Below are 17,693 nucleotides of genomic sequence, written 5' to 3' on the forward strand. Positions count from 1 at the left end.
AGACGGAGCCCGAGAAAGACATGGAGACCGTGAACCAGAAGCACGCCACCGCCCCGGCTGCCGCGACCGCGCCGCCGTCGTGGAAGGTCCTGTGGCAGGACACGTTCGAGGGCCCGGCCGGGTCCCCGCCCGACCCTGCCCTGTGGCAGGTCGTCACCGGGCAGCCGTTCGGCGCCGGCATCGAGTTCCACACGGACGACCCCGCGAACGTCTGCCTCGACGGCGCCGGGCACCTGCGGATCACCGCCACGCACGAGGACGGGGAGTACCGGGCGGCGTGGCTGGAGACCCGGCGCGAGGACTTCGTGCCGCGGCCCGGCGGCGCGCTGCGCCTGGACGCCCGGGTGAAGACCGCAGCGGGTCCGGGCCTGGACTGCGCGCTGTGGGCCTGGGGCACGCAGTTTCGGCACCGGGGCGACGAGGACCCGGTGCAGGCGTGGTACCGGGCCGGGGAGATCGACGTCCTGGAGGCGCTCGGCTCCGAGCCGGACTCGGTGTGGGGTGCCGTCCACTCCCCCGAGTGCCACCAGATCCCGTCCCTGGGCATGGGCGCCCGTACGACCACGGAGGACGGCAGCCCGCTCAGCGCGGACTTCCACACCTACTCGGCGGTCTGGCGGCGCGGCCCCGACTCGATCACCTGGTACCTGGACGGCCGCGAGTACCTGAAGCTGACCCCGCAGGACACCACTCCGAAGGGCTGGCTGTTCGACCAGCCCGTGTACTTCTGTCTGGCGATCATCATCGGCAGCCCCGGTGGCCCGGTCCTGCCGGGCGACCCCGACCCGGCGACGCTGCCGTCGTCGCTGCTCGTCGACAGCATCACCGTCTCCGAGGAGCTCCCCGCGTGAGCGCGCCCACGGACGTGGACCTCGACAGGCTCGTCGCCGAGCTGGTCGAGCGGGTGCTGGACGACCCGACCGGCGCGCTGGGTCCCTCGGTGTACGAGACGGCCCGGCTGGTGTCGCTGGCCCCGTGGCTGGACGGGGACGCCGCCCGGGTCCGGTATCTCCTCGACGAGCAGCGGTCCAACGGCAGTTGGGGCGGCCCCGGCGGGTACGCCCTCGTGCCGACGCTGAGCGCGACGGAGGCGCTGCTGGCCGTGCTGGGCCGGGAGGGCGGCGAGTTGCCGCTGCCGCCCGCGGCGCTCGTCGAGGCCGCGCGGCGGGGGCTCGCGGCGGCGGCCGCGCTGGTGGCGCGCAGCGCCGAGGAGCCGGTGCCGTCGACGGTCGTGTTCTTCATGGTCATCCCCGCTCTGGTGGAGGGGATCAACACCCGGCTCGCCGTCCTCGGGGACGGACCGGTGCAGCCGCTGGCGCTGCCGCACGGGCTGACCGACGAGGCGCTGCGTGGGCTGCGCGGGGGTGCCTGGCGCAACCCGCTCGCCGGTCACTATCTGGAGATCGTGGGCCCGGCGGCCGTCGGTGCCGCCGAGATGGAGCCGGTCGACGGGGTCGTCGGCTGTTCCGCTGCCGCGACCGCCGCCTGGCTCGGCCCGCGGGAGCCGGCCGACCCCGCGCACCCCTCGGTGCGCTTCCTGCGGCAGGCCCAGGAGCGGGGATCCGACGCGGTCCCCGCGATGACCTCGATCGTGTACTACGAGCGGGCGTGGATCGCCGGAAACCTGGCGACGGCGGGGGTGGAGCGCGAGGTGCTCGCTCCGCTGCTGAAGGAGCTGCCGGGTGACGTCGGCCGGTCCGGGGCGCCGACCGCGCCGGGGTTCGCGTACGAGGCGGAGACCAGCGCGATCGTCCTGACGGCCCTGGCCCGCCTGGGGGCGCCGCAGGAGCCGGAGTACCTGTGGCAGTACGACGCGGGCAGCCACTTCATGTCCACCATCCCGGAGCACGAGCCGTCCACGACCACCAACGCGCACATCCTGGAGGCGTTGGGCTGCCACCTGGCCGACGGTCCTGCTGAGGGGGACCGGTACCGGGACGCCGTCGCCCGGATCGCGTCGTGGCTGCGCGACCGCCAGGGGCCGGACGGCAGCTGGTCCGACAAGTGGCACGCCTCGCCCTACTTCGCGACGATGCGCTGCGCCCTGGCCCTGCACCGGTACGCCGGCCCGGCGTCGGCCGAAGCCCTCGGCAGGTCCGTCGACTGGCTCCTGCACCGGCAGCACGAGGACGGCTCCTGGGGCCGCTGGGACGGCACACCGGAGGAGACGGCCTACGCGGTATGCACCCTGCTGGAACTCACCGCCGACGGCGACGCCCGCTCCGAGGAAACGACCCAGGCCGTACACCGAGGCTGCGCCTTCCTCCTGAAGCACGGCCTGGACGCCGAACACCACCCCCCACTGTGGATCGGCAAGGAGCTGTACGCCCCTGGCCATCTGGTCCACGCGGCGGTGCTGGGAGCACTGATCGCGGCCAGGCGGTAACGGGCCACCGAAGCGCTGCCGGCGGCCGGCGGTCACCAGCCGCCGGCTGCGTCGGCACCGCTGGTCCCACCCGGCGGTGCCCGGCCGCTCGAAGCACTAGGCACGCCCGGCGGCTACCGGCCGCCAGAAACGCGTGGCCCCGGGCCGCGACACCGGCGCCGCGAAGCGTTGGTTGCGGCCGACGGCAAACAGCCCCCGGAGCACTGGGCACGCCCGGCGACAACCGGCCGCTCGGAACGTGACCGCGACCCGGCGGCAGCAGACCCCCGGCAACTCCGGCCGCGGCCCGGTCGACACCGGCCGCGCGGAGCGCTGGTCGCGCCCAGCCGTACGCGCCCGCGCGGAGCACTGCGCGTAGGCCGTCGGTATCCGGCCAGCAATAACACAACTCAGCCAGTCTATTAACCGGGTTCAGTTATGCTGGGACCCGAAATTCGCCGTCCGGCCTCGTCGGGCGGCGCGCAAGGCCGTCACTTCGGAAAGGTCGATCGATGACGTCACACGTCCAGGACACGTACGGCACCCAGGAGGCCGTCGGACTCGACGACGAGCTGGCCCTGGAGCGTGCGTACGTCGCGGTGTGCCGCGAAGCGATGACCCGGCAGGTGGACGATGCCCAGTACCAGGTCGTCGCGAGCGAGGACGTGTCGGGTGACGGCGCGAGTGCCGAGGCGCTCGGCCGCTACCTGCGCACCCGCGCACGGCAGATGGCGGAGGAGCCCGACAGCCCGCTGTTCTTCGGCCGGCTCGACTTCGAGGACTCCGAGGAGGCGGGGGACCACCGGCGGCAGCGGTACTACATCGGCCGCAGGCGGGTCTCGGAACACCCGGCCGCACCGCCCCTGGTGATCGACTGGCGTGCGCCGGTCTCCCGCACCTACTACCAGGCGAGCGCCCTGGAGCCGCGCGGCGTCGCGGTGCGGCGGCGCTTCGGGTGGGCGCCGTGGAGCCACGGCGCTCCCGAGGACCTCACCGGACTTGAGGACGAGCACCTCGACCACGCCCGCGGCGACGACGGCGGCGACGCGGCGAGCGCGATCGTCGCCGCCGAGATCGAGCGGCCCCGCCTCGGCCCGATGCGCGACATCGTCGCCACCATCCAGCCGGAACAGGACAACCTGGTCCGCAGCGAGCTGAACGAGTCGGTCTGTGTGCAGGGCGCCCCGGGCAGCGGCAAGACCGCCGTCGGCCTGCACCGCGCCGCGTATCTCCTCTACACGTTCCCCGAGCGGCTGCAGCGCAGCGGTCTGCTGATCATCGGCCCGAACCGCACCTTCCTGCGCTACATCTCCGAGGTGCTGCCGTCGCTGGGCGAGATCGACATCGCCCAGCTGACGGTGGAGGACGTCGTCGCACGGCACCCGGTACGGCGGGCGGACTCCGAGGACGTCAGCGTCCTGAAGCACAGCGACCGTATGGCCACCGTCCTTGAGCGCGCACTGTACGCCCGGGTGAGGCACCCGGAGGAGTCCATCGCGGTCACCGACGGCTCGTACCGCTGGCGGGTGGACTCGTACGACCTGGCCCGGGTCATCGACGAGGTGCGGGGCATGGGGGTGCCGTACGGGATCGGCCGCGAGCATGTGCGTTCGCGGGTGGTCACGCTGATCCAGCAGCAGGCCGAGCGGCGGGCCGGCCCGAAGAGCGTGACCTGGGCGCGCAAGATCGGCCGTTCGAAGCCGATCGCCGCGCTGCTGGAGGCAGCGTGGCCGGTGGCGCGGCCGGAGGAGGTCGTGGCCACGCTGCTGAGCGATCCGGCGGTGATGGAGGCCGCGGCGGACGGGGTGTTCGACGCCGCCGAGCAGCGGGCCCTGCTGTGGGCGAAGCCTCCGCGGTCGGAGAAGAGCGCCACCTGGTCGGTCGAGGACATGCTGCTGCTCGACGAGGTCGCGGGGCTCATCGAACGCCCCGAGGGCTACGGCCATGTGGTCGTGGACGAGGCCCAGGACCTGTCGCCGATGCAGTGCCGGGCGATCGCCCGGCGCAGCGCGTTCGGCTCCATCACGGTGCTGGGCGACCTGGCCCAGGCGACGGCGCCGTGGTCGGCGCGGACCTGGCAGGAGCAGCTGACGCACCTGGGCAAGGCGCAGGCCACGGTCGTCCCGCTGACCACCGGCTTCCGTGTGCCCGCCGCAGTGATGGAGCTGGCCAACCGGCTCGTGGGCGCCCTGGGCGTGGACGTGCCGCCGGCCCGCTCGCTGCGCCATGACGGCGAGTTGACGGTCAGCGCCGTCGACGACCTGGCGTCCGCCACCGTGTCCGCCGTCCGCGCGGCCCTCGACCGCGAGGGGTCGGTCGCGGTCATCGCCGCCGAAGACGCGGTCGCCGCCACCTCGGCGGCGCTGCGCCGGGCGGGCATCGAGACGGCGACGGCCGAGGAGGTCGGCACGGCCGCCCGGGTGACCGTGCTGCCCGCGACGGTCGTCAAGGGCCTGGAGTACGACCATGTCGTCGTGGTGGAGCCGGCCTCGATCGTCGAGTCCGAGCCGCGCGGACTGCACCGGCTGTACGTCGTGGTGACGCGTGCGGTGTCCCGTCTCGACGTCCTGCACGCCCGGCCGCTGCCGGAGCCGCTCGCCGCCTGAGGCGCGGACCGTCCGAGAACGGTCGAGACCTGTCCGAGAGGTGCGGCCCGGGGACTCCCCCGGGCCGCATTTTCTTTACGCCTCTTTGAAGAACCCCAAGGCGGAAAATTGCCCTGGATTTCGAAGTTGGCCGAATTGCCGTTGTCGACGGTCGCACTTGCGCCAAATCCCTGTGGCGGTGACCACTGAAGGTCCCGCAGACTGTCTGAAGTTGCAGGATTGCTGAAGACATGCAAGCCTCGGCACCATAGGAGCACCTGCGGATGTCCATCGTCGGACGGGACATACAACTCACCCAATTGCATGACCTGCTGACCGCACGCGACCGCGGAGCGGGTCCGATCGCCCTGGTCAGTGGCCCTGCGGGGATCGGCAAGACCGCCCTCCTCCACGAATTCACCCAGAGCGCGGCGAAATCCGGTTCCCTCGTCCTGAGAGCGGCCTGCTCCCCGAGAGAGCGCGCCAACTCCTGGGGCGTGGTCCATCAACTCCTGTGGCACACAGGGCGATTCAAAGGAGCTTCACAGCGTACGAGTGACACGCTCGCAGCCGTCGGCCGCAGCCTTGCGGCCGTCACTCGGGCACCGGAGGGTGAACGTGACAAGGCCACGGATGAATTCTGCGCGGCCGTCATGAAATTGGCCGACGACCATCCCCTCGTCCTCGCCGTCGACGACATCCACGAGGCCGACCACGAGTCGCTGGGCTGCCTCGGGCACCTCGCCCGCCGCATGGTCGCCTCCCGGGTCCTGGCGGTGTTCACCGACCGGCCGCAAGCCCTGCCCTCGTACGCCACCGCGCGGGCCGAGTTCGCCCGGCAGCCCGGATTCCATCAGCTGCGGGTCGGCCCGCTGACCGCCGGCGACATCCGGCTGCTGCTCACCGAGCGGCTGGGCGTGCCCGCCGACGAGGCCGGCGCCGCGGAGTTCCACGCGGCGAGCGGGGGCAGCCCGCTGCTGACGCGGGCGCTGGTCGAGGACACCTGCAACGCCCTGCAGGGCACGTACACGGGCGCGGCCGCGTTACGGCCGGTCGCCGGGGAGATGTTCGACTCCGCGGTGGTCGACTGCGTCACCGGGTCAGCGCGCCCGCGGCCGATCTCGCCCGGCACCTGGCGGTGCTGGGGCCGGACGCGCTGTCGGTGCTGCTCGACCGCGACAGCACGAACCCGCCCACCCGGCACCTTCAGGAGCTGACCCAGGCCGGCCTGCTGGCGGGACCGGACTTCCGTCACCCGAGGACGCACACCGTGCTGGGAGGTGAGGTCTCCGCCGAGGAGCGGGCGCGGCTGCACGGGCGGGCCGCCGTACTGCTGCACGACAACGGCGCACATCCGGCCACGGTGGCCGAACACATCGTGGCGGCGGGAGGTATCGCGGAATCCTGGGCTCCCCCACTGCTCCGGGAAGCCGCGATCGAGGCGCTCGCTCAGGACGAGTTCCCCAAGGCGATGCGGCTGTTCGACCTGGCCCACGCCATCTGCCCGGACGGGCCTCTGCGGGCGTCCATCCTGTTCCAGCACACCCTGTCCGCCTGGCAGGTCGACCCGGCCAAGGCCATGCGCCGGCTCCCGGAGCTGAAGGAGGCCCTCCAAGCCGGGCACCTCACGGCCCTGTCCAGCGCGATGTCCCTGATCAAGAACCTGGTCTGGCACGGCTACGTCGACGAGGCGGCGGAGATGCTGCACCTGGTCGACCGGCTACTGGCCGACGAGCCGGACGAGCAGGGCCTTGCCGAGGCCCGCGCGCTGCAGCAGTGGCTGTCCGTGCTGTGCCCGCCGTTCCACCGGCGCATGTTCGGTGAGGTGACCCCCGACGTCACCGAGGAGCTCACTCCTGCGGCCATCGCAGCGCAGCCGCGCCTTCAAGCAGCCACCGCTCTGTCCGTCGTACTACGGGGCGGTGAGGCGGAGGAGGCAGTGGTCGGCGCCGCCCACGTATTGGAGATGTCCAGTCTGACGCCGACCCTGGAAACCATCCCGCTGGCGCTGATGACCCTGTTCTATGCCGACCGCACGGAACAGGTCGACGCGTGGTGCACCACGCTGCTGGACGCGGCCCGCGAGCGGAACATCGCACTGCTGTCCTCCCTACGGGCTGCGAACCTCATCCGGCAGGGCCGGCTGCTGGAGGCGGAGACCCACAGCGACCTGGCCCTGTCGCGGATGTCGTCGCAGGGCTGGGGGCTGAGCATCGCCCTACCACTGGCGAGTTCGGTGTACGCGCTGACCGCCATGGGCCGGTATGACGAGGCGCGGGCCCGGCTCTGCCGCCCGGTGCCCAAGGCGGTCTTCCAGACCGTTTTCGGCCAGCACTACCTGTACTCCCGAGGCCAGTTCCATCTGGCTACCGGGCGTCTTCAGGCCGCCCTCGGAGATTTCCTGGCATGCGGCAAGGCCCTGGAGAGCTGGGGAGTAGGCGACACCACGCTTATCCCGTGGCGCACCGGGGTGGCTGAAGCCCGGCTGCGCCTGGGCGAGCCGGACCAGGCCGTCACTTACCTGCAGGAGGAACTGGCCCGGCACAAGAGCAGTCCCCGGGTACACGGCAACGCCCTGCGCCTGCTGGCCTCGACGATGAAGCCCCGGCAGCGGCTGCAGGCGCTGCAGGAGGCCGTGGACGAACTCCAGGCCTCCGGCAGCGACTGGCTGCTGGCGCACGCCCTGGGTGATCTGGGCCGTGTCTACCATCTGCTCGGGCAGTCCAACCGGGCCCGGGTGATCGTCCGGCGTGCCTACCGGATGGCGAAGAAATGCCATGCCGAGCCGCTCAGCCAGAACCTGCTGCCGGACGCGGAGCGGGCGGCCGAGGGACGGCGCTGCGCTGCCGGGCATGAGGTTTCGGAGCAGGCGCATGACGTGTTGTCCGAGGCCGAGCTGCGGGTGGCCGCCCTCGCGGCGGAGGGCCACACCAACCGGGAGATCGCCCGCCGGCTGTTCATCACGGTCAGCACGGTCGAGCAGCACATGACACGTGTCCTTCGCAAGCTCAACCTGTCCCGCCGTGACGAACTGCCGCAGGGCCTGGACACTATGGGCGGTTCAGCCGCACCGGCAGTGAGTGCAGCCCGCGGATGAGGGTGCTGGTGCGCCACCGCATGTCCTCGGGATCGACCGCGAGCCGCATGGCGGGGAAGGTGTCGAGCAGCACGCCGAACGCCACCTGCGCCTCCATCCTGGCCAGCGGCGCCCCGAGGCAGTAGTGGATGCCGTGCCCGAAGGCGACATGGCCGCCGGTGGGCCTGCGGACGTCCAGTGTGTGCGGATCCCCGAAGCGCTCGGGGTCCCGGTTGGCGGAGGCCAGTGCCAGCAGTACGAAGTCGCCAGCCGGGATCTCGGTGTCACCGATGCGCAGGTCCTCGGTGGCGCAGCGGAAGGTGGCGTGCTTCAGCGGGCTCTCCAACCGCAGGAACTCCTCGACCGCGCCGGGCAGGAGGGAGCGATCCTGGCGCAGCGCCTCCCACTGGTCCAGGTTCCGCATCAGGTGCAGCGTGCCGTTGCCGAGGGTGTTGACGGTGGTCTCGTGACCCCCGATGAACAGCAGGAAGGCCATCGAGACCAGTTCGGTCTCGGTGAGCCGGTCGTCGACGTCACGGGCCGAGACCAGCGCGGCGAGCACATCGTCGGTGGGCGTACGGCGCTTGCGCTCGATCAGCTCACCGAGGTACTCAATCATCGCGGTCGAGGCGGCGGCGGTCGCGGCCGGCGAGTCACCGGAGACGAGCGCCTTGGACCAGGACTTGAAGTTCTCCTGCTCTTCCAGCGGCACGCCCAGGAGTAGGCAGATCACCCGGATCGGCAGCGGGAACGCGAACGAGTCCAGCAGGTCCACCGGATCGTCGTCCGGGAGGGCGGCGAGCAGTTCGCCGGTGATCTGCTCGATCTCCGGCCGCAGCTTCTCGATGGCGCGGCTGGTGAAGGCCTTGTTCACCAGCTTACGCAAGCGGGTGTGGTCCGGCGGGTCAGAGTGCAGCATGTGGGTGGCGAGGGCGGAGGAGAAGGCGCCACGCTTGTTGCGGTCCGGCTCGTTCTGCGCGAACAGCCGATCCGTCCGGTTGAGGTCGGTGCTCAGCCGGGGGTCCGCCAGCGCCGACCGCACCTCCTCGTAGCCGGTGATCAGCCAGACCGGTAGTCCGCCGCACACGGGGACCCCGGGAGGCATCATCACCCGGTGCGCCGAGCCTTCGGCGTTGAGCCGTGCGTACACGGAGTGCGGGTCCTGCATGAACGCGTCGTCGAGTTCCAGAAGGGCTGAATCCTGAAGCATGGGCACATCCTCGAAAGTGACGGCTCCGGGCCGTTCGCGGGTGGCGCTGAGCCTATGTACGCCTCTGGTGGCCGGGCCTGATCTGCGGCGAGATGAGGGGGTGTAGGGGCCTGATAGGGGCCGCCCGCCGGGTCCGTTCAGTGGGTTCCGGCGGGCGGCCGGAGCAGCCTCCGGGCCGGGGGAGGTCACCCGGCGACTGCTGGTCGGGCGCAGCCACCGGGCCGGGGGAAATCACCCGGCAGCTGCTGGTCCGGTGGGGGCGCGGTCAGTTGCTGGGCGCCAGGTCTCCTTCCGTGGCCCGCGCCTGCTCCGGGGAAGCCTGGGCGGGCTTGCGCAGGTCGATGGTGATCAGCAGGCCGGCGAGTACGGCGGCGAGGGCGGTGATGCCCGCGGCCCACAGGCTCGCGACGGCGTAGCCATGGACGGTCGCCTCGGTCACGGCCCGTTCACCGCGGCCGCCGCCCGCGATCCGGTCGGCGGTCACGCTGGTGGCGATGGCGTTGAGCAGGGCCGTGCCGATGGAGCCGCCCAGCTGCTGGGAGGTGGAGACGAAGGCCGACACCACGCCCACCTCCTGCGGCGGCACGCGGTAGGTGGCGACGCTGATGCACGGCGAGATCACCAGTCCGACACCGATGCCGAGCAGGATCTGGGTGGGCATCAGCGTCGAGGCGTAGGAGCTGTCGGGGGTGAGCCGGCCGAGGTTGAGCAGGCCTAGCATGGCGATGAACAGGCCCGGCACGACCAGCAGGCGCAGCGGGACGCGGGGCACCAGCCGGGCGGCGATCTGAGTGGAGGTGAGCACCGTCGCCACGGTCGCCGGCAGGATCGCCAGGCCCGTGCGCAGCGGCGAGAAGTCCATCACCACCTGCAACTGGTAGGTGAGGATCAGGAACAGGCCGAACAGGCTGACCATGGCCAGGGCGATGGTCAGGCTCGCTCCCGCCCGGTTGCGGTCGGCGACCAGCCGCAGCGGGAGCAGTGGAGCCAGCCCCCTGGCCTGGGTGAGACCGAACGCGGCGAGCAGGACCACGGCGGTCGCGAGGCAGCCGAGGACGCGGGGCGAGGTCCAGCTGTGGGTCGCCGCCTGGTCGAAGGCGTAGACGAGGGCGAGCATGCCGCAGGCGGAGAGCACCGCGCCGGGGACGTCCACGCGCTGGCGGTTGGCGGGCATCGCCGGCAGCAGCAAGGCCCCGGCCACCACGGCCACGCCGATCGGCACGTTGACGTAGAAGCACCAGCGCCAGTCGAGGTACTCGGTGATCACGCCGCCGCCCAGCAGGCCGATGGCGCCACCGGCGCTGGCAACCGAGCTGAAGACACCGAACGCCTTGGCGCGTTCGCGTGGTTCGGTGAAGGTGGTGGCGAGCATGGCCAGGGTCGAGGGCACGAGCAGCGCGGCGAACACGCCCTGCGCTGCGCGGGCGCCGACGAGCACCTCGGCGTTCGGCGCGGCGCCGCCCGCCACCGAGGCGACGGCGAAGCCGACGGCGCCGGCCACGAAGGCGCGCCTGCGGCCCACGAGATCGCCGACCCGTCCGCCGAGCAGCAGCAGGGCACCGAAGGCGAGGGTGTAGGCGGTGACCACCCACTGCCGGCTCGCGTCCGACATCCCGGTGTCCTGCTGGGCCCACGGGAGGGCGATGTTCACGATGGTCATGTCCAGCATGACCATCAGCTGAGCCAGGGCGATCACCCCCAGCCCCGACCACCGGTAGCGCACCGACCTCTCGGTGGAGGCCGCTGTTGCCTGTGCCATGTCCTGATGTCCTTCCCTCACCGCGGGCGGCGCTCGGTCCGGCCCGTCCGTTTTCCACTGGCGGACACTAGAGCAGATTTCTTAACCAAGTCAATTCGCAGACTCGGTCACCTGATTGCCCGGGTAAGGGGATGTGCTAGGATGGCCTGGTGAATGCGCCGATGGGCTTGCGGGAGCGCAAGAAACAGCGAACGCGAGAGACGATCTCCGACACGGCGATCACGCTCTTCCTTGAACACGGGTTTGACCAGGTCTCGGTCGTCGACATCGCGGCCGTCGCCGAGGTCTCCAAACCCACGCTGTTCAAGTACTTCCCCACCAAGGAAGACCTGGTCGTCCACCGCTTCGCCGACCACCAGACGGTGAGCAGCACCGTCGTCGCGGAGCGGCCGCCCGGGGTGTCCGCGATCGACGCCCTGCACCAGCACTTCCTGGACGGGCTGGCGGCCCGGGACCCCATCACAGGGCTCAACGACGACGAGGACGTCCTCGCCTTCCACCACCTCGTGTACTCCACGCCCAGCCTGGTGGCACGCGTCAGCCAGTACCTGGCCCAGGCCGAGGAGGCGCTCGCCCAGGCCCTGGTCGACGCGCTGGACTCCGACCGCGAGATCACGGCCGCCCTGCTGGCCGGCCAGGTCATCGCCACCGAGCGCATCCTGGCGTCGGTGAACTGGCAGCGCATCGTCGCCGGCCGGTCCGCTGACGAGGTCTACCCCGAGGCGGTGGCCGACGCCGACCACGCCTACGCCCTGCTGCGCCAGGGACTGGCGGGGGCAGCCGCCCAGAAGTGAAACCGCGACGACGACGTACGCCGGATCAGCCGGCCGCGTCCGCCGGCTGATCCGGGCCATGGCCGGGCTCCTGCCTAGGCAGGTTGTTGTGCCGCTCGATGTGGTCGGCCAGCCGGTCCATGCTGTCCGTGCCGCGCTCCCGGAAGGCCCGTGCCTGGGAGGCCATGTCGGCCGGGGACTTGTTCTGGCCGAGCTTGTACACGCCGTCGATGCGCCCGATCGGGATCTCGAACCTTTGGATGAGCCGCAGGTACTCGTCGAACAGCGCGCTCGCCCGGCGCGGCAGCGACCAGGGCTGCTTCGGTGCGAGCCGGCTCTCCTGGTCCTCGATCAGGTCGTCCAGCTGGCGCATGGTGCGCACCTCGTCCAGCAGCCGCGGCCGGCCCGTGACGTGCACGGCCGCGTACGCCCAGGTCGGGAAGTGCAGCTGGGAGGCGTAGTGGTCGGGCGAGATGTAGGCGCTGGGACCCAGGGACGCCACCACCACCTCGACGTGCAGGCCAGCGCCTCACAGATCGGGTTGCCCCGCGAGAGATGCCCGCGCAGCTTGCCGTAGGGCTAGGAGCTGTCCGGGCGATCATGTGACTCGTCCGTGCCTGGGTCGTTGTTGTGGCCATGGGGCGGGGCGATCTGACAGATGCCGAGTGGGAACGGCTGCGGCCGTTCCTGCCGGTGAGCAACGGACGTTGTGGCCGGTGGCGGGACCATCGGCAGGTGATCGACGGGATCCTGCACCGGGTGCGGATCGGGGTGCAGTGGCGGGACCTTCCCGAGCGCTTCGGCCCGTGGAAGACCGTGTATGAACGCCACCGGCTGTGGTCGGCCGACGGGACGTGGGAGCGTCTGCTGCAGCAGGTCCAGGCCGCCGCCGATGCCGCAGGCGAGATCGACTGGGACATCTCGGTGGACTCCACCATCGTGCGGGCCCATCAGCACGCGGCCGGTGCCCGGACCGGACCGCCGCCGGCGCCCGCGTCAAAGGGGGCCGAAGCGGCAGAACGCCAGGGCGAAACGCCGTGGCAGAGCCTGCTCGCCCGGCTGGTGGAGGTGGTGCGGGAGGTGAGGGCCTGGGCCGCTCGCGGGGCGGGTTCACCAGCAAACTCCACCTGAGCGCGGACGGCCGCTGCCGCCCGCTGTCCCTGGTCGTCACCGGCGGACAGCGGGCGGACTGCACCCAGTTCCAGACGGTGCTGGAGAAGATCCGTGTTCCGCGGGTCGGCCCGGGCCGGCCGCGCACGAAGCCCGACAGCCTCGCGGCCGACAAGGCATACAGCAACAGTCCGTGCCGCGAGTACCTGCGACGCCGTGGTATCCGGCACTCGATCCCGGAGAAGACCGACAGCCAGGCCGCCCGCCTGCGCAAAGGCTCGCGCGGCGGACGGCCACCCGGCTGCGACGAGGAGCGCTACAAGAAGCGCAACACCGTCGAACGGGCGATCAACAGACTGAAGCAGTCCCGGGCCGTGGCCACTCGCTATGACAAGCGCGGCTACGTCTTCCTCGGCACCGCCACCACCGCGGCCCTGCTCATCTGGCTTCGGAGTTGAGTCCCGGCTTCACAAAGCGACTGGCCGATACGCCAGGGCCTGATCGACCACCTCATCAGCCGAAAGCTCCCCCTCCGGCGACCAGAAGATCAAGTCCCTGACCCGTCCGGACGGACATGCCAGGGCTCTGCCCAGCCCCTCCAGCCAGCCGTCCACCTCGCCGTCCGAGGCGTAGTCCGCGTCCATGATCCGCTGCACGAGCACGACCGCCTCCGCGCGACTCATCTCCCCAGCGCTCATCAGATCCCTCCGCCGAGCCACCCTAACGAGATCCTTGATCGCCCGGACAGCTCCGCCGTAGGGCTAGTCGATCCGGCCGTTCCCGCTCCTGCGCTCACACGACCCGGTCTCGCTGGAAGGGGCACGCACCCCTCGTACGGACGGATGAACGGGTGCGTTCGCAAATCAGGCACCCGAAAGAGCCACAGGCACACGGACCGCACGAGTCACCGACCGCGTCGTGCGCGCCAGCGCGTTCGATCACATGGCGAAGCCGCACCGGAATGCTCCGGCGCGGCTTCGCCGTCTCACTGATCCGCGCAGAGATCCCGCAGGACGGACCTCGGGGGGAGCCTCGCCGTATCCCATGTATCACACAGCCATCAACAACTGGGCGGACGCTCCCGGATCAAGTGGCTCTGAACTGCAATTTCATGCCCGCACTGGACTGGCATAGACGTCCCTGGACGGTCTCTACAACCTGTGCCATGTGGTGCCGCTGCAGCCCAAACCGGAGGGCAGCCCCGACAGGTTTCGCTGCGGCCTCAGGTCGCGTCCCACAGGCCGGTGTCCAGGATGCGGGCCGCCTTGGTGATGCTCCCCGGCATCAGATGCCGGTAGGTGCGATACGTCTCCTCGATCGACTTGTGGCCCATCCATTCAGCCACGTCGGTGATCGGTATCCCGCTCCCGAGCGCGTTCGAGGCGAAGTAGTGCCGGAAGCCGTACATGCCGACACCGTCCTCTGCAGGCAGGTCCTTGAAGAGCTTCTGCACACGGCGGCGTTCCATCGGCTCGGTGTAGTAGCCGCTCGGACCGCGCAGCAGATAGCCCTCCTTTGTGGTGCCGCGCTTCTCCTCGTACCGCTCCATCGCCTCCCGCACCGAGCGCGGCAGAGGAACCTCCCGGAACTCCCCCGCCCTGCGGTGCTTCAGCTTCGCCGGCCTGTGCGTGTTGGAATGGATCTGCTCATGCACCCGGTAGACGTCATCCGCCACAACGTTGTTGACGTTCACTGCCCGGGCTTCCCCGTTCCGCAAGCCGCAGCCCACCATCATGACGATCTCCAGCGCGAGATGTTCGTCAGCGGCTGCCAGTGCCTTCTTCACGTAGGCGAGAGATGGGATGACCACCTTTTCACGGACGTATTCCGGCTCCTGGACCCCCTTCACAGGATCATCCGCCATAGCCCCCTTACCGTAGGCGTCCCGCAAGATCGCCTTCAGTGTGCGGAAGATGTTCACCTGGTTTCCGCGGCCCACCCCATCGGCCTCCAACTCGTCCAGGAAACGCTCGACCACGATCGGCGTGACCGAGTTCAGCTTTCTTGAACCGAGACGGGGGACGATGTGCACGTTGATGGAGCTGTCCACGTGCCAGCCCGTGGAGTACTCCGTCATCCTCCGCTGCCGCGGCCGCCACTGCTTCGCGTACTCCGCGACCGTCTGCTGACCGAGTTCCCGGCGGACCTCGGCAACGGACGGGGCCGTCGTCTTTTTCTCCGCGTAGATCTGCGTCAGGCGCTCGATCGCGTCGTCCTGCGTGTCGTAGCCAGCCTCTTCACGCTGCTTGCCGAGAGCGTCCCGAAACCGAATCGTGTACGGGTGCGGGCAACGCGTCGGCCTGGAGCAACCGCACTCCTTGAAGAAGGACCCCATCCCACGGGCGAGCTGTCGAGCCACGTATCAAGCCTTCCGAGCAGGGCGCCGGGCGGCACAGCAGGCCCTGCCATCGGTGCAGGTCAGCACGCCGGACACCGTCCGACCCGATGCTGACCTTTTGCTGACCCGGAGGCCGCGATCAGGGCTCTTACCTGCGGAAACACCCAAACGCTAGATCTTGGACTTGAACATGGTGCGGAGCACTGGGTCCTCCCGGATGACGGCTCCCTGCCTGCGTTATTGCAGGTCAAGGGCAGTTGCCAGGCCCTGCCGCACTCGGCCGGGCCGACAGGCGGAACCAGGGTACGGAACAGCGCACCCGTCCCGCACCGAGAGCCTGGTCACGTGGCCGAGCCCGGACCGCTGAGGGCATGGCCGCCGCGCCCGCCGTCCAAGGGGCGCGAAACCAGTCACGTCCGGCAGCACGCGGAGCCACCCCTACGCCGCCACCTCGGCGACCTCCCCCGCCCGCTCCTCGAACTGCGTCCGGTACAGCTCCGCGTACCGGCCGCCCGCCGCCAACAGCCCCTCGTGGGTGCCTCGTTCGACGATGCGGCCGTCTTCCAGGACGAGGATCAGGTCGGCGGCCCGCACGGTGGACAGCCGGTGGGCGATGACCAGGGCGGTGCGGCCCTGAAGTGCCTCGGTGAGGGCCTCCTGCACGGCCGCCTCGGAGGTGTTGTCGAGGTGGGCCGTGGCCTCGTCGAGGATCACCACCCGCTGGCGGGCGAGGAGCAGGCGGGCGATGGTCATGCGCTGGCGTTCGCCGCCGGAGAGGCGGTAGCCGCGTTCGCCGACGACGGTATCCAGGCCGTCCGGGAGGGAGCGGACGAGAGCGTCCAGGCGGGCTCGGCGCAGGGCGTCCCACAGCTCGTCGTCCGTTGCGGTGGGGCGGGCCAGCAGCAGGTTGGCGCGGACCGTGTCGTGGAACAGGTGGCCGTCCTGGGTGACCATGCCGACGGTGGCGCGCAGGGAGCCGGCGGTCAGGTCGCGCACGTCGACGCCGCCGACCCGGACGGCGCCCCCGTCGACGTCGTACAGGCGCGGCAGCAGCTGCGCGATCGTCGACTTGCCCGCGCCGGAGGAGCCGACGAGGGCGATGGTCCGGCCGGGTTCGGCGCGGAAGGAGATGCCGTGCAGGACCTCGGCGCCGCCGCGGCTGTCGAGGGCGGCCACCTCCTCCAGGGAGGCGAGGGAGACCTTGTCGGCGGACGGGTAGCCGAAGCGGACGTCGTCGAACTCGACCGACACCGGCCCTTCGGGCACCTCGACGGCGTCCGGCTTCTCCTCGATGAGCGGCTTGAGGTCGAGCACCTCGAAGACGCGCTCGAAACTGACGAGGGCGCTCATCACCTCGACGCGCGCCCCGGCGAGCGCCGTGAGCGGCGCGTACAGGCGGGTCAGGAGCAGGGCGAGGGCCACCACGGCGCCCGGCTCCAGGGTGCCGCGCAGGGCGAACCAGCCGCCGAGGCCGTAGCCCAGGGCCAGGGCGAGCGCCGACACCAGGGTCAGCGCGGTGATGAACGCCGACTGCGCGGTCGCCGTACGGATGCCGATGTCGGCGACCCGGCGGGCCCGGACGGCGAACTCCGCCGACTCCTCCTCCGGCCGCCCGAACAGCTTGACCAGCGTCGCGCCGGGGGCCGAGAAGCGCTCGGTCATCCGGGTGCCCATCGCCGCGTTCAGCGTCGCCGCCTCCCGCTGCATCCGGGCCATCCGGCTGCCCATCCGCCGGGCCGGGATCACGAACACCGGCAGCAGCGCCAGCGCGAGCAGCGTGACCTGCCAGGACAGGGTGAGCATGACGGCGAGGGTGAGCACCAGCGTGACGAGGTTGCTGACCACGCCGGACAGGGTGTTGCTGAAGGCCCGCTGGGCGCCGATCACGTCGTTGTTGAGCCGGCTGACGAGGGCTCCGGTGCGGGTGCGGGTGAAGAACGCGACCGGCATGCGCTGCACATGGTCGGACACCGCCGTCCGCAGATCGAGGATGAGCCCCTCCCCCAGCGCCGCCGAGAGCCTGCGGCCGAGGATGCCGAGCGCCGCCTCCACCACCGCGATGAGCGCGATCAGCAGCGCGAGGCGTACGACGGTCCGCGCGTCGCCGTTCGTCACGATCGCGTCGACGACGCGGCCGGCGAGGACCGGGGTCGCGACGGCGAGCAGCGCGGTCGCCACTCCGAGCAGCACGAACAGCGCGATCCGGGGGCGGTGCGGGCGGGCGAACGCGGCGATGCGGCGCAGTGTGGCGCGGGCGAAGGGGCGGCGTTCCTGCGTGGCGTTCATGACGCTGTACAGCTGCGTCCACGCCGTGGTCTCCATGCTCATGGAATCGAACGTAGAACCTCGACCAACCTTGAGGTCAAGCGTGCGGTCGAGCGTGAGGTCGAGCGTCCCCGTGCGGGCCCTCGGGAAGATCGTTGTCGGCTCGCTCCCCGTACGTCATCCCCCGTCCCCGCTTCCGCAACCCGCAGTTG

The 17,693-nt window shown here is 70.9% G+C and carries 12 protein-coding genes and 1 pseudogene; 7 read left to right on the forward strand and 6 right to left on the reverse strand.

The genetic code is table 11. From position 1 onward, the window contains the following. The first annotated feature begins 20 nt into the window (after positions 1-20). From HJD23_RS03410 to HJD23_RS03430, 5 genes are all read left to right on the forward strand, one after another. Positions 21-851: a glycoside hydrolase family 16 protein gene (locus HJD23_RS03410; RefSeq protein WP_171110749.1), complete on the forward strand. Its 831-nt coding sequence runs from the start codon at positions 21-23 to the stop codon at positions 849-851. Beyond that, positions 848-2,386, forward strand: coding sequence for a prenyltransferase/squalene oxidase repeat-containing protein (locus HJD23_RS03415; protein WP_171110747.1), 1,539 nt, complete (start codon positions 848-850; stop codon positions 2,384-2,386). Before HJD23_RS03410 ends, HJD23_RS03415 begins: the two co-directional genes overlap by 4 nt. 593 nt (positions 2,387-2,979) lie before the next feature. After that, positions 2,980-4,971, forward strand: coding sequence for an AAA family ATPase (locus tag HJD23_RS03420; protein ID WP_240980966.1), 1,992 nt, complete (start codon positions 2,980-2,982; stop codon positions 4,969-4,971). Between the two features lie 263 nt (positions 4,972-5,234). Beyond that, positions 5,235-6,167, forward strand: coding sequence for an ATP-binding protein (locus HJD23_RS03425; RefSeq protein ID WP_171110745.1), 933 nt, complete (start codon positions 5,235-5,237; stop codon positions 6,165-6,167). Then, positions 6,089-8,047 (forward strand): LuxR family transcriptional regulator, encoded by a 1,959-nt coding sequence (locus tag HJD23_RS03430; protein WP_171110743.1) that lies wholly within the window; start codon positions 6,089-6,091, stop codon positions 8,045-8,047. The genes HJD23_RS03425 and HJD23_RS03430 overlap by 79 nt, the downstream gene beginning before the upstream one ends. Here the strand turns inward: HJD23_RS03430 and HJD23_RS03435 are convergent. Both HJD23_RS03435 and HJD23_RS03440 read right to left on the reverse strand, forming a co-directional pair. Continuing rightward, a complete protein-coding gene (locus HJD23_RS03435; RefSeq protein ID WP_171110742.1) occupies positions 8,001-9,236 on the reverse strand; it encodes a cytochrome P450 in 1,236 nt (411 codons plus the stop codon). The two genes, HJD23_RS03430 and HJD23_RS03435, sit on opposite strands and share 47 nt — an antisense overlap. A gap of 265 nt (positions 9,237-9,501) precedes the next feature. After that, positions 9,502-10,995, reverse strand: coding sequence for a DHA2 family efflux MFS transporter permease subunit (locus tag HJD23_RS03440; RefSeq protein ID WP_171110740.1), 1,494 nt, complete (start codon positions 10,993-10,995; stop codon positions 9,502-9,504). A gap of 149 nt (positions 10,996-11,144) precedes the next feature. On the opposite strand from HJD23_RS03440, the gene HJD23_RS03445 reads away from it, so the two are divergent. After that, entirely contained in the window at positions 11,145-11,789 is a 645-nt protein-coding gene (locus HJD23_RS03445) for a TetR family transcriptional regulator (protein ID WP_123190087.1), read from the forward strand. Positions 11,790-11,814: 25 nt separating this feature from the next. Here HJD23_RS03445 and HJD23_RS03450 read toward each other — a convergent pair whose 3' ends face one another. Then, positions 11,815-12,270, reverse strand: coding sequence for an FMN-binding negative transcriptional regulator (locus HJD23_RS03450; RefSeq protein WP_171110738.1), 456 nt, complete (start codon positions 12,268-12,270; stop codon positions 11,815-11,817). Between the two features lie 134 nt (positions 12,271-12,404). Between HJD23_RS03450 and HJD23_RS03455 the strand changes: the two are divergent. After that, a pseudogene (locus HJD23_RS03455) lies at positions 12,405-13,336 on the forward strand (IS5 family transposase). A 9-nt stretch (positions 13,337-13,345) separates the two neighbouring features. Here HJD23_RS03455 and HJD23_RS03460 read toward each other — a convergent pair. From HJD23_RS03460 to HJD23_RS03470, 3 genes are all read right to left on the reverse strand, one after another. After that, entirely contained in the window at positions 13,346-13,576 is a 231-nt protein-coding gene (locus HJD23_RS03460; protein ID WP_171110736.1) for an e9imm peptide, read from the reverse strand. 524 nt (positions 13,577-14,100) lie between these two features. Continuing rightward, positions 14,101-15,213, reverse strand: a complete 1,113-nt coding sequence (locus HJD23_RS03465; RefSeq protein WP_171111815.1) for a site-specific integrase — start codon at positions 15,211-15,213, stop codon at positions 14,101-14,103. A 441-nt stretch (positions 15,214-15,654) separates the two neighbouring features. Further along, complete coding sequence (locus HJD23_RS03470; protein WP_171111814.1) at positions 15,655-17,538, reverse strand: ABC transporter ATP-binding protein; 1,884 nt, start codon at positions 17,536-17,538, stop codon at positions 15,655-15,657. Positions 17,539-17,693 lie beyond the last annotated feature (155 nt).

The organism is Streptomyces sp. Z423-1 (assembly GCF_013009255.1).
Lineage (GTDB): Bacteria > Actinomycetota > Actinomycetes > Streptomycetales > Streptomycetaceae > Streptomyces > Streptomyces gossypiisoli.